Source organism: Pseudomonadota bacterium, from assembly GCA_027624955.1.
In the GTDB taxonomy this organism is placed as follows: Bacteria; Pseudomonadota; Alphaproteobacteria; order UBA828; family UBA828; genus PTKB01.
In genome coordinates this window covers 61,473-87,302 of sequence record JAQBTG010000010.1, presented here as the reverse complement: position 1 = coordinate 87,302, position 25,830 = coordinate 61,473, and the positions used below count along the sequence as shown (strand labels likewise).

Below are 25,830 nucleotides of genomic sequence, written 5' to 3'. Positions count from 1 at the left end.
CTCAGACCCTTCCTTCCACGCCGCTCTCGCCGGTGAGCAGGAGTCTGGTGGCTAAGGCCACGTCGGCCTGGCGCATTAGCGATTCGCCGACCAAAAAGCGTGTCACGCCAAGTTTGGCCATGCGCTTCAAATCGGCATGAGAGTTGAGGCCGCTTTCGCACACCACGTCGCATCCAGCGGGAACGCCGGGCAACAATTGTTCGGTCGTAGCGAGGTCCACTGCGAGAGTTTTGAGATTTCGATTGTTGATGCCGATCAGTGCCGCGCCGAGTTCAGCAGCGCGCGCCAGTTCCGCGGCGTCATGGACTTCCACCAACACGTCCATGCCTAAGGTCTCCGCAGTGGATTTCAATTCCGCCGCCTGGCTGTTTGAAAGCGCCGCCATGATGAGCAGGATACAGTCGGAGCCAAGCGCCCGCGCTTCGACAATCTGATACGGGTCCAACATGAAATCCTTGCGCAACACCGGGATCACCACCGCGGCGCGAGCCTGGGTGAGGAATATATCCTCGCCATCGAAATAGGGTTTGTCGGTCAGCACCGAAAGACAGCAGGCGTCACCGGATTCGTACGCGCGAGCCAATGTCTTCGGATCGAAGTCAGATCGGATAAGCCCCTTACTGGGAGAGGCTTTCTTCAACTCAGCGATAAGCGCCAATCCGCCATTCTTCGACGCCCGGGTCAGTGCCGCGGCAAACCCTCGCGGCGCAGCGGCGGCTTTGGCGGCGGTCTCCAGCACGCCGAGCGATTGTTGCTGTTTACAGCGCGCTATATGCTCGCGCTTGTCGGCGCATATTTGGGCGAGAATATCGCTCATGCCGCACGGTTAGTAATCGCGACCAGCTCATTCAGGGTCGCACGTGCGGCGCCTGAATCGACGGTTTCAGCCGCCGCCGCGATGCCGTCGCGCAATGTCTCCACCCGTCCGGCCACGATTAAGGCGGCCGCCGTATTGAGGAGCACGATATCGCGGATTGGCCCGGATACGCCATCCAGAACCGCCACCATGGTCCGGGCATTTTCGTCGCTGTCGCCGCCTTTGATGGCGTCTAGGGATACGCGGGCCAGCCCGGCTTCTTCAGGCGTCACTTCAAAGCGCCGCAATTCCCCGTCGCGCAATTCCACGACATCGCTGGGACCGGTGGTGGTGAGCTCATCGGTGCCGTCGGAACCATGCACGACCCACACTCGCTCGGAGCCCAAATTGCGCAGCACTTCGGCCATAGGCTCCGCCCAGACTCCGTCAAACACGCCGATGAGTTGGCGCTTCGCGCCCGCCGGGTTCGACAGGGGTCCCAATAAATTGAAAATGGTGCGGGTTCCCAATTCGACCCGCGTCGGCGCCACATGGCGCATCGCTCCATGATGCCGTGGCGCCATCAGAAATCCGATATTCGCCTGCCACAACGATTCCTGCACCAGCGACATGTCAGCCTCGATATTGACGCCGAGCGACGTCAGAACATCGGCCGAGCCGGACTTGGATGAAAGTGCGCGATTGCCGTGTTTTGCGACCGGTACGCCGCATGCGGCGGCAACGATCGCGGCTCCCGTGGAAACATTGAACGTGCCTTTGGCATCACCGCCAGTGCCACAGGTGTCGATCGCGCCTTCAGGTGCGTCAATCGCCACTGCGCGCGCGCGCATGGCCTTGGCGCCGCCGGTGATCTCATCCACGGTTTCGCCGCGCACGCGCAACGCCATTAACAAGCCGCCCATTTGCGCCGGCGTTGCCTCGCCCGTCATCATGATATCGAAGGCGCGCTCCGCCTGTTCCACACTGAGTGAATTTCCGGCGGCAACGTGGGCGATAAGCGCGCGAATATCTTCCATGCTCGCGTTCACGCTGCGCCGCTGCCTGTCACGATATCGAGAAAATTTTTCAATAATTCATGCCCTTGATCTGAGGCAATGCTTTCCGGGTGAAATTGGACGCCATGCACCGGGTAGTCGCGGTGCGATAGCCCCATCACCACACCGTCGTCGGTTTGGGCGGTAACTTCAAGGCACCCTGGCAGCGTATTTCGCTCAACCATCAAGGAATGATAGCGCGTGGCGGTGAAGGGCGTTGGCAATCCCTGAAACAGACCATGTTCTTCGTGGTAGATGTCGCTCGTCTTGCCATGCATCAGGCTGGTTGCCCGTACAACTTTACCGCCGAACGCTTGTCCGATCGCCTGATGGCCAAGGCAAACACCCAATAACGGAATGCTGCCGGCACTCTTCTTGATCAGCTCAAGGCAAATTCCTGCTTGGTTCGGATCGCGGGGTCCGGGAGACAAGACGATGCCATCCGGCCTCAACGCCAGCGCCTCGTCGGCGCTGATCGCGTCGTTGCGATAAATAGTCACTTCCGCCCCCAACTCGCCTAAATAGTGGACGAGGTTGAAGGTAAAGCTGTCGTAATTGTCGATTAAGAGCAACATATCAATATGTTATAGCGTCCTTTTTGTAAAATGCATCAGCCGTTTACGGGCGCCTAGCGTGGGCGCAATCTGCGGCCAACCTGACCATTGACCTTCCGGCAACTGGAAGGACCATATACTACTTATGAGCACCCTGTTTTCCGGCAGGCTTTATACGCCACTGTCTTCCCAGTTTGAACACCGCATATGAATACAAACACACCAACCCACGCGCACTCATGTTGCGAACCTGGCGATGCGCCAAGAACATCGCCGGCAGACCCCGGCGAAAAATATACCTGTCCGATGTGTCCGGGAATAGAGAGCGCGCGGCCGAGCATTTGCCCCAGTTGCGGCATGGCGTTGGAGGCAAGCTATGTGCCTCTCCGCGAGACCAAATACATCTGCCCGATGCACCCGGAAGTCGAGGCCAAAGAGCCCGGCGACTGCCCGATTTGCGGGATGCCGCTGGAGCCACAAACAATCCAATTGGATGCGGCGGAAGACCCGGAACTGATCAGCATGCGCCGGCGCCTGTGGTTTGGCAGCGCACTTGCCCTGCCGCTGCTGTTTATCGCAATGTCTGAAATGGTACCGGGCGAACCGTTGCAGCAAATCGCCTCAGTGCGGCTGTGGACCTGGATTCAGCTGGTTCTGGCAGCGCCGATCGTGCTGTGGGGTGGTTGGCCATTTTTCGAGCGCGGCTGGCGATCGGTGACCAGCGGCAATCTCAACATGTTCACCTTAATTGCGCTCGGCACCGGCGTCGCATTCGTCTACAGCATTGTCGCGACCGCAGTGCCGCACATATTTCCCTCGGCGTTCCGCTCGGCGGCGGGGAACGTTCCGGTATATTTCGAAGCCGCGGGTGTCATCATCGTTCTGGTCATTCTCGGCCAGGTGTTGGAATTGCGCGCCCGCGCGCGGACCGGAGCGGCGATTCAAGCGCTGCTGGATCTCGCCCCGGCAGTGGCGCGAATCGTCCGCGCGAACGGCTCGGAAAACGACATCGCGCTGGCGGCAGTCAAGGTCGGAGACCGCTTACGTGTGCGCCCCGGCGAAAAGGTGCCGGTTGACGGCGTGGTCCTCGAGGGCGGCAGCGCCATAGATGAATCGATGATGACCGGCGAATCGCTGCCTGTTGAAAAAACCGCGGGCGACGCCGTCACCGGCGGCACGATGAATTCGAGCGGCGCGTTCATTATGCAGGCCGAACATGTCGGCGAGGAAACGCTCTTGTTCCGCATTGTACAGATGGTCAGCGAAGCCAGGCGCAGCCGGGCGCCGATCCAGCGCAGCGCCGACCGGGTCGCCGCGGTGTTCGTTCCGGTCGTTCTCGCCGTGGCGCTGGCAACCGCCGTGGTCTGGGGGATATTTGGGCCGGCGCCAAGCCTGGGATACGCCCTCGTCAATGCGGTCGCCGTTTTGATCATCGCCTGTCCGTGCGCGCTTGGCCTGGCGACGCCGATGTCGATCATGGTGGGCATCGGGCGCGGCGCACAAGTAGGCGTCTTAATCCGCAATGCCGAAGCGCTGGAGCTGTTTGAAAAAATCGATACGCTTGTGGTCGATAAAACCGGGACTCTGACAGAAGGCAAGCCCAGGGTGGCGGCGATCGAGGTGCTTTCAGGTCATCGGGAAGACGACATACTCCGCTTGGCCGCAGGCTTGGAGCGCGCCAGTGAGCACCCCTTGGCGCGCGCGATCATGGATGCTGCAGCCGAGAAATCGCTCGGCATAAGCGAGGCGAACGCGTTCCAGGCCGAAATCGGCCGTGGCGTGACGGGACAGGTCAAAGGCGTCGTGGTGAATCTTGGCAATGCCCGCCTGTTCTCAGAAAAAAATATCGATATCGGCCAGCTCGAAGTTTTTGCCGAGCCGCACCGCGCGGCCGGCCGCACGGTCATGTTCGTCGCCTTAGACGGCGCCGCCGCCGGTCTTATTGCGGTGGAGGACAGGATCAAGGAGTCATCATATGAGGCCATGCGCCGGCTGCACGCCGACGGCGTGCGCGTCGTCATGCTGTCCGGCGATAATCTCGCAACCGCAAATTCGGTTGCCGCGGCGCTCGGGATCGACGAGGTCCAGGCCGAAGTGCTGCCGGCGCAAAAGCAGGAGGTGGTGCAAAAACTGCGCGCCGAGGGGCGGATTGTCGCCATGGCCGGCGACGGCGTCAACGATGCGCCCGCCCTGGCAGCGGCGCATATTGGCATCGCCATGGGAACTGGCACTGATGTCGCCATCGAAGCGGCGGCGATAACTTTGTTGCGCGGCGATTTGGGCGGCATCGCCCGGGCGCGTCAGCTCAGCCGGGCGACGATGCGTAATATTCGCCAGAATCTGTTTTTCGCCTTCGCCTATAATTTTCTCGGTATTCCCATCGCGGCCGGCGTTTTGTTTCTGCCCTTCGGACTCTTGCTCAATCCCATGATTGCCAGCGTCGCCATGAGTCTTAGTTCGGTATCCGTCATATCCAATGCGCTGCGTCTCCGCGCGGCTAGGCTGTAGGCGCATGAGCCGACGCGCTACCTATCAACGTATCGCCAGATGGTACGATCTGCTCGACGCACCGTTTGAGCGCAAACGCTATCAACCGATACGGCCGCTTCTCTTTGCCGGTCTGTCCGGGCGCATCCTGGATGCCGGTGTCGGTACGGGGCGCAATATCCCGTTTTATCCGCAAGACAGCGACATGGTGGGAATTGACCTCAGCCCCGCGATGCTGGCACGCGCCAGCAGTCGGCGCGACGAAGAGGGCCGCGATGTGGCACTGGTCGAAATGGATGTCATGCACACATCCTTTGAGGACAACAGTTTCGACGCCGTGGTTTCGACTTTCCTGTTTTGCGTGCTCGCGGGAGAGCATCAATTGCCGGCGCTGAAGGAATTGGCGCGTATCTGCAAGCCCGATGGAGAAATCCGTCTTCTCGAATACAGCTATTCAAGAAACCCCATGAAGCGTTTCATCATGCGCCTGTGGGCGCCCTGGGTGCGCTTCGCCTATGGAGCCGCCTTCGACCGCAACACCCATCTCTATCTCGAAGAGGCTGGATTTGAAGAAGTCGAAAACCACTTTCTGGTTGACGATATTATCCGCCTCATTGTCGCTCGACCAGCAAACCGCCCGCCAAAAGCCTCCCAGTAGTGAGCGCCTGACTATTGCTTTATACTTGAGCCCCGCGTTGAAATTCTGTGGTGAATCCGATGAGAAATGATGATGCCGTATTGCGGCTGCACGCCTCTGACAATGTTGTTGTCAGCAAGGGCGATATGCAGGCCGGCACCGAATTGCCGGAAAACGGTATAATTCTGTATGTGACGGACGCTATTCCGTTTGGCCACAAAATCGCCACCGCCGACATCGCCAAGGATGAGGCAGTGCGGAAATATGGCCAGACTATCGGCTTCGCTACCTGTGATATTGCGCCCGGACAGCATGTCCATGATCACAATCTCGTTTTTGCAGAGTTCGCCCGCGACTATGAATTCGGCGTGGATGCTAAGCCCACTAAATTTATCCCTGAGGGCGAGCGCGCCACGTTCCAAGGTATCGTTCGCGCCGATGGCCGCGTCGCGACGCGCAATTATCTTGCCGTCATTACCAGCGTAAACTGCTCGGCCACGGTCGCACGCTATATAGCCGACCATTTTCGCGGCCCCGCTCTGGATCAGTGGCCAAATGTCGATGGCGTGATCGCGCTGAGCCATGGCTCCGGGTGTGGCACCGCTTCTCACGGCGAAGGCTGGGACTATTTGCGCCGCTGTATCGCCGGATATTCCGTACACCCGAATATCGCTGGCACCCTTTTGTTGGGCTTAGGCTGCGAAATCAATCAGGTCGATAGCCTGGTGGACGATCTCGGGCTTGCAACGGGAGAGACGCTGCACACCAAAACGATACAGGCCATGGGTGGCACCAATGCTTCGGTGCGCGAGGGAATCGCTTGCATCGAAGCTATGCTACCGGCGGCCGATGCGGCAAAACGTGAGACCGTCTCGGCTAGCCATATTACGCTTGGCATGGAGTGCGGCGGCTCCGATGCGTTTTCGGGTGTCACCGCGAATCCGGCCTTGGGTGCCGCCGCCGACCTTTTGGTGCGCAATGGCGGCACGGCGATTCTTGGCGAAACGCCCGAAATATATGGCGCAGAACACCTCCTTATCCGACGCGCCGAATCGGAATCCGTCGGCCGCAAACTGTTGGAGCGTATTGCCTGGTGGGAAGACTACACAAAGAAAAACGGAGCCGTTGTCGACAACAACCCGACGCCGGGCAACAAAGCGGGTGGACTCACCACAATTTTGGAAAAATCACTTGGCGCCGCTGCGAAGGGCGGCACCAGCAATTTGGTCGAGGTTTATCGGTATGCCGAAGCCGTCCGGTCGAAGGGGTTCGTCTTTATGGACACACCGGGCTACGACCCAGTATCCGTCACAGGCATGGTGGCCGGTGGTGCCAATGTCGTTTGTTTCACCACCGGGCGAGGTTCCGTCTTCGGTTGCAAGCCGACGCCCAGCCTCAAACTTGCGACAAACAGCGAAATGTTTGGGCGCATGCAAGAGGATATGGATATCAACTGCGGTCGCATCGTCGATGGCGACGCCAATGTAGAAAATCTCGGGCAGGAAATCTTCGAGCTTATTCTCCGCACGGCCTCCGGTGAGCCGAGTAAGAGCGAAGCGTTCGGCTTCGGCGATGAGGAGTTCGTGCCGTGGCAAGTCGGCGCCATCCTATGAAGAAGCTGCGCTAAGGATAAGCGTGATGCAAATAGGTCGTGTGGCCGCGCGCTCCGGTGTGCCGGCAAAGACAATCCGCTATTACGAGGAAATTGGCCTCATCCCCAAGCCCGATAGAACGCCGAATGGTTACCGCGAATATGATAAACAGGATATCGAAGTTCTGCGCTTTGTGAGCCGCGCGCGCGGCCTCGGTTTCTCGATACAAGATGTCAAAAATCTTCTCGCGCTTTTTAACGACCGCGGACGGGCAAGTGCGGTCGTGAAGAACATCGCGCTCAAACATGTCGACGAGATCGAGCGCAAAATGGCGGAACTAGATTCCATCCGGCGCACCTTATTGCATTTGGCCGATAAGTGTCATGGTGACGAACGGCCGGAATGTCCGATTTTGCAAGAACTGGCGCTTGGGCCACGGGACGTATGAACGCTCCGTTGGCCGTGTTCGCCACGTTCTTCATCGCATTGCTGTCAGCCAACGCGTTTTCCTGGCAAGGCGCTGAAGCTGCAGAAACTGAATTAAAATCCGCGGTTGCCGTGAGCAGGTCGGCGCAAGGGCAAGTATCAGAGATCACAGATCTGCAGTCTTCCGAAATAGTGCAATCGGAACTTCCCGATTGGCGGCGCTATGCCGCGCAGTCGAAGGAATCAGGTGAAGCGCCAATCATCGCCCTCGTGATCGATGATTTGGGCCATAACGAAGAAGAGTTTGTGCGCGTGATGGCGCTGGGCGAGGGGATAACGCTCGCCATTCTGCCCTACACCGCGCGCGCGGCGGAATTTGCGCAGCGAGCTAGGCAGCGTGGTTTCGAAATTCTTGTCCACATGCCGATGGAGCCGACAGATTCATCCGCCGACCCAGGGCCGAATGCCCTGTTGATCAATCTGGGCGACAACGAACTCATGCGCAGATTGTCTGACAATCTGGCTCGCCTTGCGGGATATGTCGGCATTAACAATCATATGGGCAGCAAATTTTCCCAGAACCGGCACGCGATGTCGGTAGTTCTGAGCGAGCTTGAAGCGCGTGGCTTACTCTATTTAGATTCCGTAACGATCAACTCTACGATTGGCGCCCGCCTCGCAGAGGCGTCCCGCATGCCCTTTGCGTCTCGAGATGTCTTTCTCGATAACTCGCTCGAGAAAAGTTTCATTGAAGATCAATTGCGCGCCGTCGAAGAGTTGGCGCGCGAAACCGGGCGAGCGGTGGCCATCGGCCACCCCCACAATGAAACTCTAGCGGTATTGAAACGCTGGTTGCCCGATGCGCGCAAGCGCGGCTTCGAGTTTGTTCCCATTAGCACCATTGCCGCACTGGAATGCGCGTGCTGAGAAATCCGGATTAATTCCCGGTGCGCGCGGCGAAGCGGGTCGCTTCTTCAGCCGCCCGGAACAAGGCGCGTGCTTTGTTAACGGTCTCCTCATATTCTGCTTGCGGATCGCTGTCCGCGACCACTCCGCCGCCGGCCTGCACATACATCGTGCCGTCCTTTACGATCGCGGTGCGCAAGGCAATGCAGGTATCCATCGCGCCCGAGGCGGAGAAATATCCCACCGCTCCGGCATAAACACCGCGCCGTTCTTTCTCCAATTCGTCGATGATTTCCATTGCGCGTACTTTGGGCGCTCCGGATACGGTTCCGGCCGGGAAGCCGGCGATCAACGCATCGACCGCATCGAGTCCAGGCTTTAGACGGCCCTCGACATTGGAAACAATATGCATGACATGCGAATAATGCTCGATCGTCATGTTTTCCGTGACTTCGACTGTGCCAATCTGCGCCACCCGGCCGACATCATTGCGGCCAAGATCGAGCAGCATCAGATGCTCGGCAAGTTCCTTCGGGTCCGACAGCAGATCGTCAGCGTAGGCCTGATCTTCGGCGCGATTTGCGCCCCTCGGTCTGGTTCCGGCAATCGGCCGAATCGTCACCTTGTCGTCGCGCAACCGGACAAGTATTTCCGGACTTGATCCGACGACGGCAAATCCACCGAAATTAAGAAAATAGAGAAATGGGGAGGGGTTCAGGCGGCGCAGCGCACGGTAAAGGGAGAATGGTGGCAGGGTGAAGGGCGCCGAAAAACGCTGCGATGGTACGACCTGGAAGATGTCACCGGCGGCGATATATTCCTTGGCACGCTCGACAAACCGGTGATATTCCGCCGGGGTGGTATTCGATGTTGGTTTCGGTTCAGGAATATCGGTCTGTGCGCTTTCAAATCGAACCGGCAGCGGCCGCTCAAGATCGGCCACGGTGTCGGCAAGACGCTCAGCGGCGCGCCCGTAAGCTGCCCGCGCATTCAACCCATCTTCCGGCCATACCGGGGTCACCAAGGTCACCAGGTCTTCAACTGAATCGAAGATCGCCATGATAGTCGGACGAATTAATATGGCATCGGGCAGCTTGAGCACATCGGGATTGGGATCGGGCAGCTGCTCCATGTGGCGCACCATGTCATAGCCGACATAGCCGATCAGGCCGGCCGCCATCGGTGGTAAATTTTCCGGCAAATCGATACGGCTATCTCGAATCAGCGCGCGCATGGAAACGAGGGGGCTCTGCGCGCAGGGCTCGAAAGCGTCTGGATCATAGCGGGCGCTGGTATTGATTTCGGCGTTCGGCCCGAAGCATCGCCAAATGAGATCGGGTTTCAGCCCGATTACCGAGTATCTACCGCGCACCGCGCCGCCTTCAACGGATTCTAAGAGAAAGCTGTTGGCCCGCCCCTCCGCCAATTTCAGCATCGTTGATACCGGCGTTTCGAGATCGGCAACGAAGGTAGTCCATACCGCTTGCGGCCTGCCCATTTCGTAAGCCGGGGCGAAGGATTTGAAATCCGGAGAGGCGCTCATGGAGTGTTCAGGAACGTCTTCAATGCCTGCTGATTGGTTGATACTTCGTGCTGGCTGGCGAGAGAGAAACGGTAGAGCGAAGAAATATCGGCGCCGCGCTCGCGCCCAATTTCGATGCTCAACTGCTCAGCAAAGGCTGCTTCATCGGCGGGCTCGGCAGACTCGACACCCGATAGCATGGCTACGGCATAGCCTTCTCCGATCTCTCCGACGACAGGTTGCGGGTCGGCGGGGTCTTGCTCAAATATCCCGGCCAGAATTTCCTGAGATACACCTCTATCGCTGGGCACGGCGCCGCGCAGAAGCTCGGAGACCAGCACCACGTCATAGCGTTCAGCCTGTGCCGCTGCGGCAAGGCTCTCGCCGCCGCGGACCCGTTCGGCAAGCTGCCCGGCCGCACGCTGAGCCTGGGTGCCCCGCGCAATAGCCTGCCAGCCGTCCATCACCTGATGGCGCACACTATCGAGTGAGCGCAATGCTGGCGGCATGACCGAATCCACGCGGAGAACAAAATAGTTTCTGGCCTCGGATTCGACGACGATCGAATCCGCGCCGTTTTCGGTGGTGAACGCGGTCTGCACGATTTCGCCGGCATCGGCCAAGTCGCCGAGCGCTGGGCTGCCACCGGCGCTCATCCCGCGCAGGTCGAGCGAGGCCACCGTCACGGGAGCAATGCCGATTGCCTGACCGGCCTGTTCCAACGAGGCGCCACCCGCCAACTCGTCCTCCAATATGGTGGACAAGCGGTAGAGGCTATCGACCGCCGCTTCCAGCGCCATTTCCTGATGCAACTCATCGCGCACTTCGTCGAATGCGACGCGCCGTGGCGGGATAATTTCATCGACTTGAAAGAGATGCCAGCCGAGCGAAGTTTGCACTGGGTCGCTGGCGCCGCTGGTCGCAAGCTGAAATACGACATCGCCGGCTTCGGCAGGCAAAGCGGCGCGCTCGATGCCGCCCATCTTGAGTACGGTGGCGCCGCGCCGCGCCAGCTCTTCCGAGACGTCGTCGAAGCTTTGGCCCGAGTTCAGCATGTTTCGCCCCTCACGGATGAGAGCCTCATCGACGGACAGGATTTGCTGCACTTCACGTTGTTCGGGAAGGTCAAATAATGCGGCGCGCGCCTCGTACTCAGCCCGAATATCATCATCGTTCAATTCGATTTCGCGGAGGACCGATTCAGGCGTGAGATACAAGTAGGTGATGGTGCGGTATTCGGGTGCGGTAAAGCTGGCGGCATGTTCATTATAATAAGTATCGATTTCGGCTAAGCTCGGCGAGCCGATGTCATACCTGGTATCGCTCGGAATAATGGCGATCCGGGCGCTGCGCACTTCATTGCGGAATCGGTAAAGTGCGTCAGAGAGCGCTCGCGGCGCCTTGCGGTTTCCTGCCACCGTGCGAATAAGTTGGTCGCTGCGGATGCCGGCGCGAATGCGTTCTTCATATATTTCGGGTGTCAGGCTATTACGCCGCAGTGTCTGCTCATAGCGCTCCCGGTCAAATTTCCCGCTTTCGCCCGTGAACACCGTTTGCCCGAGGATTTCGTTGCGCACCATGATATCGGCGACACTGATGCTGAGGCTCTCGGCTTCTTCCTCGATCAGCGCTTCGCCGACCAAGCTTCTAAGGACCTGATCCACGAGGCCCATCGAAATCGCCTGTTCGGCGGTGAAGGTCGGCACGCGCTGTTGAATGCGCTGCATTTCACGTCGATATTCTGCGGCGAAGCGGGCGGTCGAAATCTCGACGTCGCCCACCATCGCAATGGAGGACGCACTCCCTCCCGAATTGAAGACATCGCCAAAGCCGAGTGAGATGACCAGCGCGCCACCGGCGACGACCATGATAACTTTACCGGTCCAGGTCTGCGATCCCTTCCTGAGAGCATTGAGCATGGTCGTGAAGATTCCCTTCTAACCCATTGAAACTGCGGGTTGCTCCCGAGAGAGCGACGGTCCGGATCATAGAGGCGCAAGAAGGGGGCCGCAATATGCAATTGCCTCCGATGCCTGCACTGGCAATCACCGGGACGCTATGTTAATTCTGCGCCGATTCTCCGCATAATTCTTGGTGTCCCATGTCTCAGGCTTCGGGCGGTGCGGCGGCGTCTCGCCCTGTCGTCGTCGCAAATTGGAAAATGAACGGATTGCGGCGTGATGGCCGGGATTTAGGACGCGGGCTTGCCGATCTCAAGCGGGCGGCGCGTGAGCCAGCGTGCGACATCGTCGTGTGTCCGCCGGCGGCGCTTCTGTTCGAGCTTCGCGACACCTTACAAGGCGTCGGGATCGCGCTTGGTGGCCAGGACTGCCACGCCGAAGAAAAAGGGGCGCATACCGGAGAAATCAGCGCCGAATTGCTCGCTGATTGCGGCTGCAGTTATGTGATATTAGGGCATTCGGAAAGGCGTGCGGATCATGGCGAGACCAATGAGATGGTTTGCATGAAAGCCGCTGCGGCGCTTCGGGCGGGATTGTGTGCGATCCTTTGTGTCGGGGAAAGCGAGGATGACCGGGAAGCAGGACGCGCGCTTGCCGTGGTTGGTGAGCAGCTGAGCAAATCGCTGCCCGACAAAGGCGGCAGCGCCAGTATCATTATCGCCTATGAGCCGGTATGGGCGATTGGCACGGGCCGCATCCCAACAGCGGTTGAGATCGGCGAAATGCACCAACATATCCGCAACCTGTTCGGCGATTTAAAAACTGGCGGCAAAAATGGCTTGCGCGTGCTATATGGCGGGTCCGTCAAAGCAGAAAATGCCGGTGAAATCTTATCAATTGTGGGTGTCGATGGCGCTTTGGTCGGCGGCGCCAGCCTGTCGGCGGAAAATTTTTGGAAAATTTGTGCCCATTACGGCCGCTAACATGACCATGTGGCCGAAACCGCACTGAACCCAGCGAGGCAAGGGTGGAAACCATACTTCTCGTCATTTTGGTGATTGTCGCTGTCACGATGATCGGCGCAGTGCTGCTTCAGCGCAGTGAAGGCGGCGCGCTTGGCATCGGTGGTGGTGGTCCAGGGGCCATGTTCTCCGCTCGCGGCTCGGCCAATTTCCTAACGCGGATGACGGCTGGACTGGGCGCGGTGTTCATGATTTTGAGCTTGGTGCTGGCAATTCTCAGCCGCAATTCGGATGAAGGTCTTTCAGTCATGGACACTTCGACGACGCCGGTTGAGCAAAATTCGAATGAGTTGCAGCCGTTCGATTCAGAAGATTACGATCCTGACGCGTTAGACAGCGGTTCCGCGCCGACCGTTGTCGAGACAGACGCCCTGGAGGGCGTTCCCGAGTCTAAGGCGCCGATACCCGAGTCGGACCTGCAATCGGGCGACAGCGATCAGCCGAGCGTCCCGTCGCCGGACTGATAAGCATTGCAGAACTAAGGCTTGGGCTGATCTTCGAAATATTATTGACCTAATGCTTGGGCCTTCGCCTTGCCTCTGTTAGTTTAAGCGCCCATGACGCGGTATATATTTATCACCGGCGGCGTGGTTTCCTCTCTCGGAAAGGGTCTTTCTTCCGCAGCTCTGGGCGCCCTTCTTCAGGCGCGGGGTTATTCGGTCAGATTGCGAAAGTTCGATCCTTACCTGAATGTCGATCCGGGCACGATGAGTCCGTATCAACATGGCGAGGTCTACGTCACCGACGACGGCGCTGAGACCGATCTGGATCTCGGCCATTACGAGCGTTTTACCGGGGTACCGGCGCGCCGCAGCGACAGTGTCACCGCAGGCAGGATTTACTCCGGAGTTATTGCGCGCGAGCGCCGTGGCGATTATTTGGGGGGTACTGTCCAGGTGATTCCACACGTTACCGACGCCATCAAAGAAGCCATTACAGCGGATGTGGACGGGGCAGATTTTGTCCTTGTCGAGATTGGCGGCACGGTCGGCGATATCGAAGGATTGCCTTTCTTCGAGGCAATTCGGCAATTTGGCTATGAATTTGGGTCCGACAAGGTGATGTATGTGCACTTGACTCTGTTGCCCTATATCCCCGCAGCCGGCGAGCTCAAAACAAAGCCAACGCAGCATTCGGTAAAGGAATTGCGCAGTATCGGTATTCAGCCCGATTTGCTGCTGTGCCGCAGTGACCGCCCGATTCCTGATTCGGACCGCCGCAAGATCGCACTATTCTGCAATGTTCCCGAGCGTCGGGTTATCGCCGCCACTGACGTCAATACGATCTATCAAGTTCCCGTTCACTACCACAATCAAGGCTTCGATACCCAAGTCCTCGACCATTTCGGTCTTGATAGCGAGAGCGAGCCGGATTTGAACGTCTGGCACCACATCGTTGATCGGCTACTGGCTCCAGAGGGTGAAGTTAGTATTGCGGTCGTCGGTAAATATACCGGTCTTCAGGATGCCTATAAGTCACTCGACGAAGCGTTGGCCCATGGCGGCATCGCCAACAATGTGCGGGTTGATATGCGCTGGATCGATGCCGATATTTTCGAGAGCGAAGGCGCAATGCAGGAGCTTGAATCGGTGAACGGCATTCTTGTTCCAGGTGGTTTCGGCGAGCGCGGCGCGGAAGGCAAAATTGCCGCCGTAACCTTCGCTCGGACCAAGCGCGTGCCCTATTTCGGAATCTGTTTCGGCATGCAGCTTGCTGTTATCGAAACGGCGCGCAATCTGGCCGGTTTGAAAAACGCCAGCTCAACCGAATTCGGCCCGTGTGAGGACGCCGTGGTCGGCCTGATGACCGAATGGAAGAGCGGCAACGATGTGGAGCAACGAAGTGCCGGCGACAACCTAGGCGGCACCATGCGCCTCGGCGCTTATGACGCTCTGTTGCGCACCGGCAGCAAAGTCCGCGAGGCTTATGGCACCGGCTTGATTAGCGAGCGTCACCGTCACCGCTACGAGGTGAACGTTAATTATCAGCGTCAGCTAAAAGAAGCCGGAATGCGGTTTACGGCCTTTTCGCCGGACGGCGAATTGCCGGAAATCGTCGAGCGCGAGGACCATCCGTGGTTTGTCGGCGTGCAATTTCATCCTGAGCTGAAGTCCAAGCCATTTGCGCCGCATCCGTTGTTTGCTTCGTTCGTCAAAGCCGCCGTTGACCAATCGCGGTTGGTTTGATCATTGGGAGCCATGAAATGACGGCCCCGATTCACGTCCGTATCGGCGATTTCGCTGTGGGCAACAATTTGCCGCTGGTATTAATCGCTGGGCCATGCGCAATCGAAAGCCGCGATCATGCGCTCGAGACGGCCCAGGCTTTGGTCGAGATGACACGCCCGCGCGGAATTCCACTGATCTATAAAAGTTCGTTCGACAAGGCGAATCGCACCAGCGCTGGAAGCGCGCGCGGTATCGGTATGGCTAATGGCTTGCCAATTCTGGCCGAGGTCCGAGAAGTTGTTGGCTGCCCGGTCATTACGGATGTGCACAGCGCTGAGCAATGTGCGCCGGTGGCGGAAGCAGTCGACGTGCTGCAAATACCGGCCTTTCTGTGCCGTCAAACGGATCTGTTGTTGGCCGCTGCCGCTACCGGCAGGGCGATCAACGTCAAAAAAGGGCAGTTCTTGGCACCATGGGATATGAAAAATGTCGTGGCTAAGATTATCGATGCGGGCAATCCGAACGTTATGGTGTGCGAGCGCGGCGTCTCCTTCGGCTACAACACGCTGGTGTCTGACATGCGCAGTCTGCCTGAATTGGCGGCTACTGGCTGCCCGGTGGTCTATGACGCGACGCATTCCGTACAGCAGCCAGGCGGGCAGGGGACGGTGAGCGGCGGCCAGCGTGAATTCGTACCCGTGTTGGCGCGAGCCGCCGTGGCTGTGGGCGTTGCCGCAGTTTTCATGGAAACTCACCGCGATCCTGACAACGCGCCATCCGACGGCCCCAACATGGTGCCGCTCGAGGATATGCCGGCACTGTTGGACAGGCTCATGGCTTTCGATAAGCTGGCCAAGGAGTACAACGGCTAAAACGGGGAAACGCTATGTCCGACGGAATCGTGTTCATCGACGGAGACTATGTGAAGCCCGAAGAGGCGAAGATGTCGATCTTCGATAACGGGTTTGTTTGGGGCGACGTGGTCTATGATGTGACGTCGGCCTGGAATCGCTGGGTGTTTATGCTGGACGAACATCTTCAGCGCTTCCAGCAATCCATTGACGGATTTCGCCTGACCAATCCCTACAGTCATGACGAGATGCGCCGGATCTTGGCCGAATGCGTTGACCGGGCAGAACTGGATAACGCCTATATCAAGGTACAGATGACGCGAGGCGTCACTCCCAGCCAAACACGCGACCCGCGCCTCGGCGACTGTCAGTTCGTCGCCTATGCCATGCCCTACGTGTGGATTTGGGGTGAGGAAAAATGCCGCGAAGGCGTGAACCTATATGTCTCTAGCGTTGAGCGTATCTCTTCAAAAGCGATTGATCAGCGATTCAAGAATTATGACCGCGCCGATTTGGTGCAGTCGCGCTTCCAAGCCTATGACCGGGGCTGCGATGATTCGCTCCTCTGTGGCCCAGACGGCTATCTGACCGAAGGGCCGGGATACAACATGTTCATCGTTCAGGGCGGCAAGGTGTCGACGCCGAACAGCAACATTCTCGAAGGCGTCACCCGGCGCTCCGTGCGAGAAATTTGCGAGGCTGAAAATATTCCCTATGAAGAACGCAAAGTGCATCCTGACGAATTGCAGGACGTCGATGAAATTTTCTGCAGCACCACTGCGGGCGGCGTGATGCCGGTGACACAACTCGACAGTCGGCCTATCGGCAACGGCCATAAGGGCCTGCTAACCAGCCGGATTCAAGATCAATACTGGCGCAAGCGCGAAGCCGGTTGGCACGGCACCCGGATCGAAGACATTCTGAACGGATGAGGGCGCTACTTCAGAAATGAGCGCGCGGCAGGCGCCCCCGGAGCCCACCGACAAGGCCGTCGATAGGCTTGTCGATCGGGCGCGGGCGCGAGAAATCGTCAGTGAGGCTGTGGACCGCTACTGCGAATCCCGCCGCGCCAAGGTCGAGGAATTCGCCAAAGATAATTTCAGCTTCCTGGGTTCTCTTCGTCTGCATCGCCATGCCGTGGGCCTGGACATGGTCCGGGCGCCGGCAAATCTCGCCATGAGCGCGCCGTTTCTGACCACGCAAATTATCGCGGCCGGATGCCGCGCTGTCGGGCGCAAGCAAAGTGCCGCCTGGCTGGAGAGCCGCCGCTTTTATTTGAAAACGGATGTAGCGCGTGAGCTCGAATGGCGCCTCTTTGTCGATTATCTTGAACTGCCTTACACACAAGGATCACGTGTCAGCGAACGCGACGCGTTGGCGGAAGAACTACTGCGCGATCCGCGAGTGGTAGGTGCCATCTCCGAGCAGTTGCAAGAATCCGGCGTGCAAGGTCATGACGCCGAATTTCGCGCCTGGCTTACCGGCGCGCTGACTACCTATCAAGGCACGCGCGTGTCTTCTGCCGATATGAGCAACGCGCTGTTGAGCGCCGGTGTTGGCGCCGTTGTTTTCAAGCAATTGACTCCGGGCATGATGTCGCTCGGTCCGGTCGCCGCGCATGCGCTCGTTCAAAGTGCCGCGATAGCGTCGTTTCCGCTCGGCGCCGGGCTTGGCGGCGTTTGGTATGGTCTTTTTCCTGCTGTGGCGCCGGCGGCGTTGACCGTGGGCGCAACCGGCGGTTTGGTTGCTTTCGGTGCTGTGTTTGCGGCTTTCTCGGGCGTCGTGAGCGACCCGGTGCAACGTCGCCTCGGCATTCATCAACGTCGGCTTCAAAAATTGGTGACGTGTTTGGAACAGGAGCTGAAGGGGAAGGGCGAAGCGCGCTTCACCGTGCGCGATCACTATGTCGCGCGCATCTTCGATTTGCTCGAAGGTTTGAACGTCATCCGGACACTGATGTAAGGCGCTATCATGTCGATCGAAATATTCGGTACGTGCGATCCAGCGTTTACCGCCGTTCGCGACGCGCTGCAGGAAAATTTTGCTTCCGGTGATGAAGTTGGGGAGGCTGTCGCGGTGTGGGCCAACGGCCGCTGCGTGGTCGATCTATGGGCCGGCCACCGGGATGCGGCGCGTCGTTTGCCGTGGCAGCAAGACAGTATCGCCTGCATGTTTTCCGTCGGTAAACCGTTCGCGATCTTTGCTCTCCTTATGCTGGCCGAACGCGGCGAAATTGGCTTGGATGATCGCGTGGCGAAATATTGGCCGGAATACGCCCAGGCCGGCAAAGAATCGACGACCGTGCGACATATCGTGACCCATATGGCGGGCCTGCCGGGCGTGCTCAGCGCCTGGCCCGGCGATGCCTATGATTGGGACGCCATGCTGCGCGCCATCGAACGGGAGCAGCCGATCAGCGTGCCCGGCGAAGAAGGCTGTTATCACACCTTCACGCTTGGCCATCTCACCGGCGAGGTGGTGCGCCGCGTGAGCGGTAAATCCATCGGCCGCTTCGTGCGCGAGGAAATATTCGAGCCGCTCGGCGGCGGATTCTATTTTGGTTTGGGAGAGGCGGAGCTGGCGCGCTGCGCCGATATCGTCCATCCCGAGCCGGACCCCTGGACCGAAATGTTCCTCGACCTCGATACACTCAACGGCAGATATTGGCGCCCGCTGCCGCTCAATGACGGCGAGGATTTCAACAGCGACAAATTCCGCCGACTCGAAATGCCGGCCTATAACGGCCATGGCAACGCCCGTGCGGTGGCGCGCTTCTACGCGGCACTGGTCAATGACGGTGAGATCGCCGGCGTGCGCCTGATCCAAAAGGGCGCGATGAAATGGATCGCCCGCGAACAATGGGCCGGGCTCGACGCGGTCGGCCTCGATGTCCGCATGTCCTACGGCTTCATGCTCAACAATGATTTCGCCAAATTCAACGCCAATCCCGACTCCTTCGGCCATCTCGGTGTCGGCGGCGCACTCGGCTTCGCCGACCCGGCCAGCAAACTCGCCTTCAGCTTCTGCCCCAACCGCATTGCCCCGGAAATCGGCCTCGGCCCCTACGCGCGCCGCCTGATCGACGCCGCGGCGGGGTGCGTCTAAAGCCCTCTCAGATCGTCATATTCTAAAGTTCGGCGAACTTCTGCCGCCTCAGCATTTTGCCGCGTCCAGGTTTAGCCAGCACATTGCCGTTCTCGACGATGATCTCGCCGCGTGAGAGCGTCATCACTGGCCAGCCCGTGACTTCGAAGCCTTCATGCAATTCCCAATCCTGGTTTGAATGCATATCTTCATGCCGGATGGTGACGTCTTTCTTGGGGTCGAAGACAACGATATCGGCGTCGGAGCCGATGGCGATGGTGCCCTTCTGCGGATAGAGGCCGAAGATTTTTGCTGGGTTGGTGGAGATAACTTCGACAAACCGTTTGCGCGACATGCGACCCTTACCGATGCCCTCCGAATAGAGCATGGGCATGACCGTTTCTAGATTCGACATGCCGGGCTGCAAATTATCGACGGTGGTTTCTTCCTTCTTCTGTTCCATCGACCAGCCGACATGATCGGTCGCCACGGTTTGCAGGACGCCGCTATCCAGGGCTTGCCACAACACGTCCATTTGGCTCGCTTCGCGCAGCGGTGGCCAGCCGACGTAGCGCTCAGGGTCGACCTCTGAATTGAAGCGCTCGCGGTCGAGATGGAGATAGATCGGGCGGGTTTCGCCGTAGACCGTCTGGCCCTTGGCGCGTGCGTCGTTGAGCTCATCCATGCTTTCTTCGCACGAGAGATGGACCAGATAGACTGGCGCATCGGCGACCCGCGCCAAAGCACAGGCGCGGTGCGCCGCCAGGCCTTCCGAAATACGCGGGCGTGAATCGGCAAAATGTTTGACGTTTGATTTACCGGCCGTTTCCAACTGCTTGGTAATATAGGAAATGCAGCACTGGTCTTCGCAATGGATGTTGGTAAGCGCGCCGAGCTTGCCTGCCATGTGCATGGCCTCGACATATTGCGGCGCGAACTGGTCGAATTCACCCAGTTCGGTCATAAAAATTTTGAAACTGGTGTGGCCCTCCGCCACCAGATCGCCCATTTCTTGAATCATCTGGTCGTCGGGTTTGAAGAGGGTTGGGTGTAGGCCGTAATCGATGACGGTTTTATCTTTGGCCTTGGCTTTCCAGGATTCCACCGCTTGCATCAGAGTTTGCCCCGGCGCCGGGAAAACATAATCGATCACCGTCGTCACGCCGCCGCAGGCCGCCTGAACGGTGGAAGAATGAAAATCGTCGATGGTGCGTTTGCCCATCAATTCGAAATCCACATGTGTGTGGGCATCCACGCCGCCTGGGAAAAGATACTTGCCACTGACGTCGATTTCTCTCGCTGCCGGGCCTAATTTGTGGCCAATTTGTTTGATCTTGCCGCCCTCGATGCCGATATCAGCGATAAATTCCTCGGCATGTGTAACGATGGAGCCGTTGCGTAAGATGAGGTCCATGGTCTTGTTTCCTTTCCATGTCGCGTCAAATCTAAGTCGAATCCACTTTCAAACAAAGTATGTACCAAGCTGGGGCAGGCGGTCCAGAAACCTTCAGGCGGACGCGCCGTCCATTGCCGCTAATTCCTCCCGCATGATCTCAAGCGCCATTCGCAACAGCCGCGCCGATGCTTCACGCGTCATGAACCCGGCATGTGCCGTAAGCGTGACATTGCCCATGGTCAACAAGGGGTGGCCCGGCGGCAACGGTTCCTCAGCGAAAACATCTAAGCCAGCATGGGCGATTTTTCCGTCTCTCAACGCGTCGATCAGCGCGGCCTCGTCGATAACGCCGCCACGCGCGGTATTGACGAGTATGGCATTGGGGCGCATCAGGCCGATGCGGCGGGCATCGATCATGCCTGTGGTTTCGTCATTGAGAGAGAGATGCAGCGACAGCACGTCTGAGCGCTTCATCAACTCGTCGAGCGCGCATTCCTCGCAGGGTAAATCACTCGCCACACCGCTCCGGTTCCAGGCCAACACCTTCATGCCAAGGCCGTGGCCGAGACGGATCATTTCCCGGCCGATGCCGCCGACGCCAACAACGCCCAGCGTCTTATGCTCGAGTTCCACGGCGTCGAGCGTTTCCCACACACCGTCCCGTATGGCGCTATCCATGGCGGCGATGCGCCGCGCTGCAGCGAACATCAAGGCTACGGCGTGTTCGGCAACGGTGCGGTTGCCATAGTCGCGGATCGTACGCACCCGGATGCCGATTTTCTCCGCCGCTTCGACATCGATATAGCTCGACGCGCCGGTTCCCATAAAGACGATCACTTTCAGGTCCTGGCACGCCCGCAGGGTTTCTTCGTTCATCATGGTGTGATCGTTGATGGCGCCCTGCACGCCGGCCAGCATCGCAGGCGTGTCGCCGCCCGGCGGATCGCCGATATTCATCACAAGATCGGGCAGGATGGCGCGCAGTTCGGCGCTATAGAGTTGTCCGAGAAAGGTTGGACAATCGATAAATACCGCTTTGCTTGTCATATGCTGTCGAGGGCTTCTTCCAGCGGCGTCTTGCCATCGACAATATCGAAGGTTTTGCCGATGGTATTGTCGCGCGCAAGACAAGCGACAAGCACTTTGGCGACATCTTCGCGGCTAATCGACCCAGCGCCTTCGATCAAGCCGAGGCTGGGCGCAATTTCGAGCAATTCATGGCTCGGCTCGTCGGTCAGGAACCCTGGGCGGACAATTGTCCAGTTCATCAAGCTTGTCCGCAGGCGGTTGTCGGCCCCTGCCTTGGCGTTGAGATAATGGCGAAGTTTTTCCGGGCCAGATTCTGGATCGTCCGTATTCATTGAGCTCAACATGATAAAGCGCCGGATTTTCTTGCGCTCGCAGGTCTCCATCAGGCTGACGGCGCCATGAAAATCAACGTCGATGGTTTTCTCCGGCCCAGTTTTTGAGCCCGACCCGGCGACGAAGATACATGCCCGGTTGTCGCCCACCGCATAGCCCAGTGGTTTCTCCAAATCGCCGGCGACGATTTCGGCACCAAGCGCCTCCATATCGTCGCGCTGATCGAAATTTCGGATCATGGCGCGCGGATTAAACCCGGCCTGTTTGAGGAGTGGCAAAACATGCCGACCAGTGCGCCCGTTTGCGCCGACTACAAGTACATCCATCGATTTTTCCGATCTCTACTTTTCGAATCCCGCCGATTATGCCATGAAACAGCGGCAGATAAGGGAGATCATAATGACTGCGATCACGGACATCCATGCCCGCGAAATTCTCGACAGTAGAGGCAACCCCACAGTCGAAGTGGATGTGGTGCTGAAAAACGGTGTGATGGGACGCGCGGCCGTGCCGTCTGGCGCCTCCACCGGCGCCCATGAAGCGGTGGAGCGCCGCGATCAGGACCAGACACGTTATGGCGGCAAGGGCGTTCTTGGCGCGGTGGCCGCTGTGGACGATGAGATTTTCCCGGCAATCGGTGGCATGTCGGCTGATGAACAGAATTTGATCGACGCCATGCTTGTGGATCTGGATGGCACGCCGAACAAAGCGCGCCTTGGCGCCAATGCCACGCTGGCCGTCAGCCTCGCCGTCGCCAAGGCCGCGGCCGCGGACCGTGGACAGCCGCTCTTTCGCTATGTCGGCGGTGTGCAAGCGCACACGCTCCCCGTGCCGATGATGAACATCCTCAATGGCGGTGCTCACGCTGACAACGCCATAGATTTCCAGGAATTCATGATCATGCCGGTTGCCGCGCCAACTTTCGCCGATGCGGTGCGGGTCGGGGCAGAAATATTCCACGCGCTCAGGCGGCGCCTGTCCGATTCCGGTCTGAGCACCAACGTCGGCGATGAGGGCGGCTTTGCGCCCAACCTCGCCAGTACAACCGATGCACTCGATCTGGTGATGAAGGCAATTGAGGCGGCGGGGTACCGCGCCGGCGAAGATGTGGTGTTGGCGCTCGATGTCGCCGCCAGCGAATTCTTCCGCGACGGTAAATATGAGCTGGCAGGTGAGGGGCGCAGTCTCGGTGTCGATGAGATGATCACGCTCTATACGGATCTCGCCGGTAAATATCCCATCGTCTCGATCGAGGACGGGCTGGCCGAGGACGATTGGCAAGGCTGGGCTGATCTAACGGTAGCGCTCGGTGAGCGTCTTCGTTTGGTCGGCGACGATCTCTTCGCGACCAATGTGGCGCGCCTGTCACGCGGCATAGCGGAAGGGGTGGCCAACGCCATACTGGTGAAGGTCAACCAGATAGGCACTTTGAGCGAAACCCTGGAAGCGGTCGATATGGCGCACCGCGCCGGCTATGCGGCGGTGATGTCGCACCGCTCCGGTGAAACCGAGGATGTCACCATTGCTGATCTCGCAGTGGCGACAAATTGCGGCCAGATCAAGACCGGCTCGCTCGCCCGTTCAGACCGCACGGCCAAATATAACCAGCTCATCCGCATCGAAGAGGCGTTGGGGCCGAGCGCGGTTTACGCCGGAAACAGCGTGTTGTTGAAACGGCCGAGCTAGCGCCGTTCAAGCGCTTTCGATCACCTCGAAATCATGGGTCACGTCGGCGGTTTTAGCCATCATCGCGGAGGCTGAGCAGTATTTGTCGGCAGATAGCGTAATCGCCCGCGCCACTTTGTCGGTACTGAGGCCGCGCCCAGTGACGATGAAATGCATATGAATTCGGGTGAACACTTTGGGGTCTTCCTCGGCCCGGTTGGCATCGAGTTCGACCACGCAATCTTCGACATTTTGGCGACCTTTTTCGAGAATTTGCACCACATCCCAAGCCGCACATCCGCCGGTGCCAATCAGCACCAATTCCATGGCGGAAGGTCCTGGGCGAATGCCGTCAGGCTCAGACGCGGTGCCGAATGGAACCGTGAATCCGCTGCTCGATTTGCCGAGAAAGCTGCGTTTCTCCACCCATTTGATTTCCGCCTTCATGGCTCGCCTCTTGCTATTCCATTGACTGTTGGCGGCATTCTATTGGATAGAGTCCACGAAGCGACAACAATTGAAAATCGCGGGGCAAAGCCATGAAGATCACGCGCGTCGAGACCATACGCCTCGATGAATTCTCCAATCTCCTATGGGTGCGGCTGCATACCGATGCCGGTGTGATCGGACTGGGCGAGACATTCTTCGGTGCCCGCGCTGCTGAAGCCTACATCCATGAAACTGCAGCGCCAGCCTTGATCGGCCGCGACCCCCTGCAGATCGAACGTATCGCCCGGGACCTCACGCCCTATATCGGCTTCGCAGGCACCGGCGCCGAGACGCGCGGGCGGTCAGCCATCGATATCGCGCTCTGGGATCTATGGGGCCGGGCGACCGAGCAGCCGGTCTATCAACTTCTCGGTGGCCTTACCCATGACAAAATGCGCATCTACAACACCTGCGCCGGCTATCGCTATGTGCGTTCGCGGCCGAATTGGGGGCTTGATGATTGGGGCACCGGCGGCAACGCAGAGGGCCCTTACGAAGATCTCGACGCTTTCCTAAACGATGCCGGCGCCCTGGCCGAGAGCCTGTTGGCGGAGGGCATCACCGGCATGAAAATATGGCCGTTCGATTTCGCCGCCAAGGCGTCCGGCGGCTATTACATCTCCAACGCTGATCTCGACACGGCGCTTGAACCGTTCCGTAAAATCCGCGCGGCGGTAGGAGATGAAATGGACATCATGGTCGAGCTGCATTCACTGTGGCGTTTTCCCGCTGCCATCAAAATCGCCGAGGCGCTCGAGGAATTTAATCCCTTCTGGTTCGAGGACCCGATCCGTATGGACAGTATCGACGCAGTGGCCGAATTTGCCGCGGCGACCAACGTCCCAGTCTGCGCCAGCGAAACACTCGGCGCGCGCTGGGAGCACCACAGAATCCTCGAAGCCGGCGCCGCCGGCATCATCATGCCGGACCTCACCTGGTGCGGCGGTATCAGCGAGGCAAAGAAGATCGCCAGCCTCGCCGAAACCTTCCACCGCCCCATCGCACCACATGATTGCAGCGGCCCGGTGGCGCTGATGGCCTGCATCCATCTCTGTCTGAACGTACCGAACGCGTTGATTCAGGAAACCGTCCGAGCCTTCTACGCCGGTTGGTACAAGGAACTCGTCACGGTGTTGCCGAAAATCGAAAACGGCTATGTCTACCCGCCGGAAGGCCCGGGCCTCGGCACGGATATCCTGCCCGCGGTATTTGACCGGGCCGACATTCACGTTACCGCGACGGAAGCGGACTGACCGGCGGCTTACTGGTCAAACCGGTAAACCACTTCTTCGAAGCGGTCGCACGGGAAGGTGAATATGAACTCGAGCGGCGTGTCGCCGTCGCATCGGCAGGAATGGTGCGCATCGGGCGGAATGTAGATCGCCGTGCCGGGGCCGATGTCGCTGTCCACACCGTCGATGCGCATGCGCCCTCTACCGCTGGTGATGTAATAGGTTTCCGCATGGGCGTGGCGGTGGCCGACCAGCGTTGCTCCAGGTGCAATTTCGGCAATGCCCATGGCCAACCCCGCCGTCGGCGTGCGCTCCCCCGAGATCAACAGTTTCCAGCGCACGTCGCTGCGCGCTTTCAACACAGCATCGTCCCAGCTCTCCCATTCCAGATCGGCCTCACGGCGGATTGTGGCCTCAGGCATCACTTTGCTTCCTTCAATACGGCTGGTTCGCTCTATGTTATCGGTTAACATGCGCAACAAGCATATTAGTAAGGAACCTCCATGACCGGGAAGAATTTGACTATCGAGGTGCCGTGGTACGAGACTCGCATTGAGAACTGTTCCTATTGCGGCAAGATGATCGCCCGGAATATTTGGGTCGACGACGATTTTCCCGACGATAAGTTTTGTGAGCCGCAATGTGCCGATGTGAAGCGGCGCGCTTCGCAGCGGACGGAATAGGG

Annotated in this window: 24 protein-coding genes and 1 pseudogene; 15 read left to right on the top strand and 10 right to left on the bottom strand. The window is 58.7% G+C overall.

Annotated elements, in window-relative coordinates; translation table 11 throughout:
- Nucleotide 1: 1 nt before the first annotated feature.
- The 3 genes from trpC to O3A94_05910 are packed head-to-tail and all read right to left on the bottom strand — an operon-like array spanning nucleotide 2 to nucleotide 2,426.
- On the bottom strand, nucleotides 2–817 hold the full coding sequence (trpC, locus tag O3A94_05920; GenBank protein MDA1355791.1) for an indole-3-glycerol phosphate synthase TrpC: 816 nt from the start codon (nucleotides 815–817) through the stop codon (nucleotides 2–4).
- Entirely contained in the window at nucleotides 814–1,833 is a 1,020-nt protein-coding gene (gene trpD / locus O3A94_05915; GenBank protein ID MDA1355790.1) for an anthranilate phosphoribosyltransferase, read from the bottom strand. Before trpD ends, trpC begins: the two co-directional genes overlap by 4 nt.
- Nucleotides 1,834–1,841: 8 nt before the next feature.
- Nucleotides 1,842–2,426 (bottom strand): aminodeoxychorismate/anthranilate synthase component II, encoded by a 585-nt coding sequence (locus tag O3A94_05910; GenBank protein MDA1355789.1) that lies wholly within the window; start codon nucleotides 2,424–2,426, stop codon nucleotides 1,842–1,844.
- A 237-nt stretch (nucleotides 2,427–2,663) separates the two neighbouring features.
- Between O3A94_05910 and O3A94_05905 the strand changes: the two are divergent.
- The 5 genes and pseudogenes from O3A94_05905 (at nucleotide 2,664) to O3A94_05885 (ending at nucleotide 8,474) form a co-directional block, all read left to right on the top strand.
- A pseudogene (locus O3A94_05905) lies at nucleotides 2,664–4,913 on the top strand (copper-translocating P-type ATPase).
- Between the two features lie 4 nt (nucleotides 4,914–4,917).
- Nucleotides 4,918–5,550, top strand: a complete 633-nt coding sequence (locus O3A94_05900; protein ID MDA1355788.1) for a class I SAM-dependent methyltransferase — start codon at nucleotides 4,918–4,920, stop codon at nucleotides 5,548–5,550.
- Nucleotides 5,551–5,609: 59 nt separating this feature from the next.
- Nucleotides 5,610–7,142: an altronate dehydratase family protein gene (locus O3A94_05895; GenBank protein ID MDA1355787.1), complete on the top strand. Its 1,533-nt coding sequence runs from the start codon at nucleotides 5,610–5,612 to the stop codon at nucleotides 7,140–7,142.
- Nucleotides 7,143–7,167: 25 nt separating this feature from the next.
- Complete coding sequence (gene cueR, locus O3A94_05890) at nucleotides 7,168–7,569, top strand: Cu(I)-responsive transcriptional regulator (GenBank protein MDA1355786.1); 402 nt, start codon at nucleotides 7,168–7,170, stop codon at nucleotides 7,567–7,569.
- On the top strand, nucleotides 7,566–8,474 hold the full coding sequence (locus O3A94_05885) for a divergent polysaccharide deacetylase family protein (protein ID MDA1355785.1): 909 nt from the start codon (nucleotides 7,566–7,568) through the stop codon (nucleotides 8,472–8,474). Before cueR ends, O3A94_05885 begins: the two co-directional genes overlap by 4 nt.
- Before the next feature lie 10 nt (nucleotides 8,475–8,484).
- Here the strand turns inward: O3A94_05885 and trpE are convergent, their stop codons facing one another.
- Nucleotides 8,485–9,996: an anthranilate synthase component I gene (trpE, locus tag O3A94_05880; GenBank protein ID MDA1355784.1), complete on the bottom strand. Its 1,512-nt coding sequence runs from the start codon at nucleotides 9,994–9,996 to the stop codon at nucleotides 8,485–8,487.
- A complete protein-coding gene (locus tag O3A94_05875; GenBank protein MDA1355783.1) occupies nucleotides 9,993–11,894 on the bottom strand; it encodes a SurA N-terminal domain-containing protein in 1,902 nt (633 codons plus the stop codon). Before O3A94_05875 ends, trpE begins: the two co-directional genes overlap by 4 nt.
- Before the next feature lie 182 nt (nucleotides 11,895–12,076).
- Here O3A94_05875 and tpiA point away from each other — a divergent pair, with 182 nt between their 5' ends.
- The 7 genes from tpiA (at nucleotide 12,077) to O3A94_05840 (ending at nucleotide 19,022) form a co-directional block, all read left to right on the top strand.
- The gene (gene tpiA, locus O3A94_05870; GenBank protein ID MDA1355782.1) at nucleotides 12,077–12,859 is read left to right on the top strand and encodes a triose-phosphate isomerase; all 783 of its coding nucleotides are present in this window, start codon (nucleotides 12,077–12,079) and stop codon (nucleotides 12,857–12,859) included.
- Nucleotides 12,860–12,903: 44 nt separating this feature from the next.
- Complete coding sequence (secG, locus tag O3A94_05865; GenBank protein ID MDA1355781.1) at nucleotides 12,904–13,362, top strand: preprotein translocase subunit SecG; 459 nt, start codon at nucleotides 12,904–12,906, stop codon at nucleotides 13,360–13,362.
- A 93-nt stretch (nucleotides 13,363–13,455) separates the two neighbouring features.
- Nucleotides 13,456–15,084, top strand: a complete 1,629-nt coding sequence (locus tag O3A94_05860) for a CTP synthase (GenBank protein ID MDA1355780.1) — start codon at nucleotides 13,456–13,458, stop codon at nucleotides 15,082–15,084.
- 17 nt (nucleotides 15,085–15,101) lie between these two features.
- On the top strand, nucleotides 15,102–15,938 hold the full coding sequence (gene kdsA / locus O3A94_05855) for a 3-deoxy-8-phosphooctulonate synthase (GenBank protein MDA1355779.1): 837 nt from the start codon (nucleotides 15,102–15,104) through the stop codon (nucleotides 15,936–15,938).
- 14 nt (nucleotides 15,939–15,952) lie between these two features.
- Entirely contained in the window at nucleotides 15,953–16,849 is an 897-nt protein-coding gene (locus O3A94_05850; GenBank protein MDA1355778.1) for an aminotransferase class IV, read from the top strand.
- 16 nt (nucleotides 16,850–16,865) lie between these two features.
- Nucleotides 16,866–17,879 carry a hypothetical protein gene (locus tag O3A94_05845; protein MDA1355777.1) on the top strand — a complete coding sequence of 338 codons (1,014 nt, stop codon included), beginning with the start codon at nucleotides 16,866–16,868 and terminating at the stop codon, nucleotides 17,877–17,879.
- 9 nt (nucleotides 17,880–17,888) lie between these two features.
- Nucleotides 17,889–19,022: a serine hydrolase gene (locus O3A94_05840; protein MDA1355776.1), complete on the top strand. Its 1,134-nt coding sequence runs from the start codon at nucleotides 17,889–17,891 to the stop codon at nucleotides 19,020–19,022.
- A gap of 22 nt (nucleotides 19,023–19,044) precedes the next feature.
- Here the strand turns inward: O3A94_05840 and hydA are convergent, their stop codons facing one another.
- The 3 genes from hydA to O3A94_05825 all read right to left on the bottom strand — a co-directional run bounded on the left by hydA (nucleotide 19,045) and on the right by O3A94_05825 (nucleotide 22,085).
- On the bottom strand, nucleotides 19,045–20,415 hold the full coding sequence (hydA, locus tag O3A94_05835) for a dihydropyrimidinase (protein MDA1355775.1): 1,371 nt from the start codon (nucleotides 20,413–20,415) through the stop codon (nucleotides 19,045–19,047).
- Between the two features lie 93 nt (nucleotides 20,416–20,508).
- Nucleotides 20,509–21,444: an NAD(P)-dependent oxidoreductase gene (locus tag O3A94_05830; protein ID MDA1355774.1), complete on the bottom strand. Its 936-nt coding sequence runs from the start codon at nucleotides 21,442–21,444 to the stop codon at nucleotides 20,509–20,511.
- Nucleotides 21,441–22,085 carry an SDR family oxidoreductase gene (locus O3A94_05825; GenBank protein ID MDA1355773.1) on the bottom strand — a complete coding sequence of 215 codons (645 nt, stop codon included), beginning with the start codon at nucleotides 22,083–22,085 and terminating at the stop codon, nucleotides 21,441–21,443. The genes O3A94_05830 and O3A94_05825 overlap by 4 nt, the downstream gene beginning before the upstream one ends.
- Nucleotides 22,086–22,158: 73 nt before the next feature.
- Between O3A94_05825 and eno the strand changes: the two genes are divergently transcribed.
- A complete protein-coding gene (gene eno, locus O3A94_05820) occupies nucleotides 22,159–23,445 on the top strand; it encodes a phosphopyruvate hydratase (GenBank protein ID MDA1355772.1) in 1,287 nt (428 codons plus the stop codon).
- Nucleotides 23,446–23,451: 6 nt separating this feature from the next.
- Here eno and O3A94_05815 read toward each other — a convergent pair whose 3' ends face one another.
- Nucleotides 23,452–23,871 carry an OsmC family protein gene (locus tag O3A94_05815; GenBank protein ID MDA1355771.1) on the bottom strand — a complete coding sequence of 140 codons (420 nt, stop codon included), beginning with the start codon at nucleotides 23,869–23,871 and terminating at the stop codon, nucleotides 23,452–23,454.
- 92 nt (nucleotides 23,872–23,963) lie between these two features.
- Here O3A94_05815 and O3A94_05810 point away from each other — a divergent pair, with 92 nt between their 5' ends.
- A complete protein-coding gene (locus O3A94_05810) occupies nucleotides 23,964–25,166 on the top strand; it encodes a mandelate racemase/muconate lactonizing enzyme family protein (GenBank protein MDA1355770.1) in 1,203 nt (400 codons plus the stop codon).
- Between the two features lie 8 nt (nucleotides 25,167–25,174).
- Here O3A94_05810 and O3A94_05805 read toward each other — a convergent pair whose 3' ends face one another.
- A complete protein-coding gene (locus O3A94_05805; GenBank protein ID MDA1355769.1) occupies nucleotides 25,175–25,567 on the bottom strand; it encodes a cupin domain-containing protein in 393 nt (130 codons plus the stop codon).
- A gap of 81 nt (nucleotides 25,568–25,648) precedes the next feature.
- On the opposite strand from O3A94_05805, the gene O3A94_05800 reads away from it, so the two are divergent.
- Entirely contained in the window at nucleotides 25,649–25,828 is a 180-nt protein-coding gene (locus O3A94_05800; protein MDA1355768.1) for a hypothetical protein, read from the top strand.
- The last annotated feature ends 2 nt before the right edge of the window (nucleotides 25,829–25,830 follow it).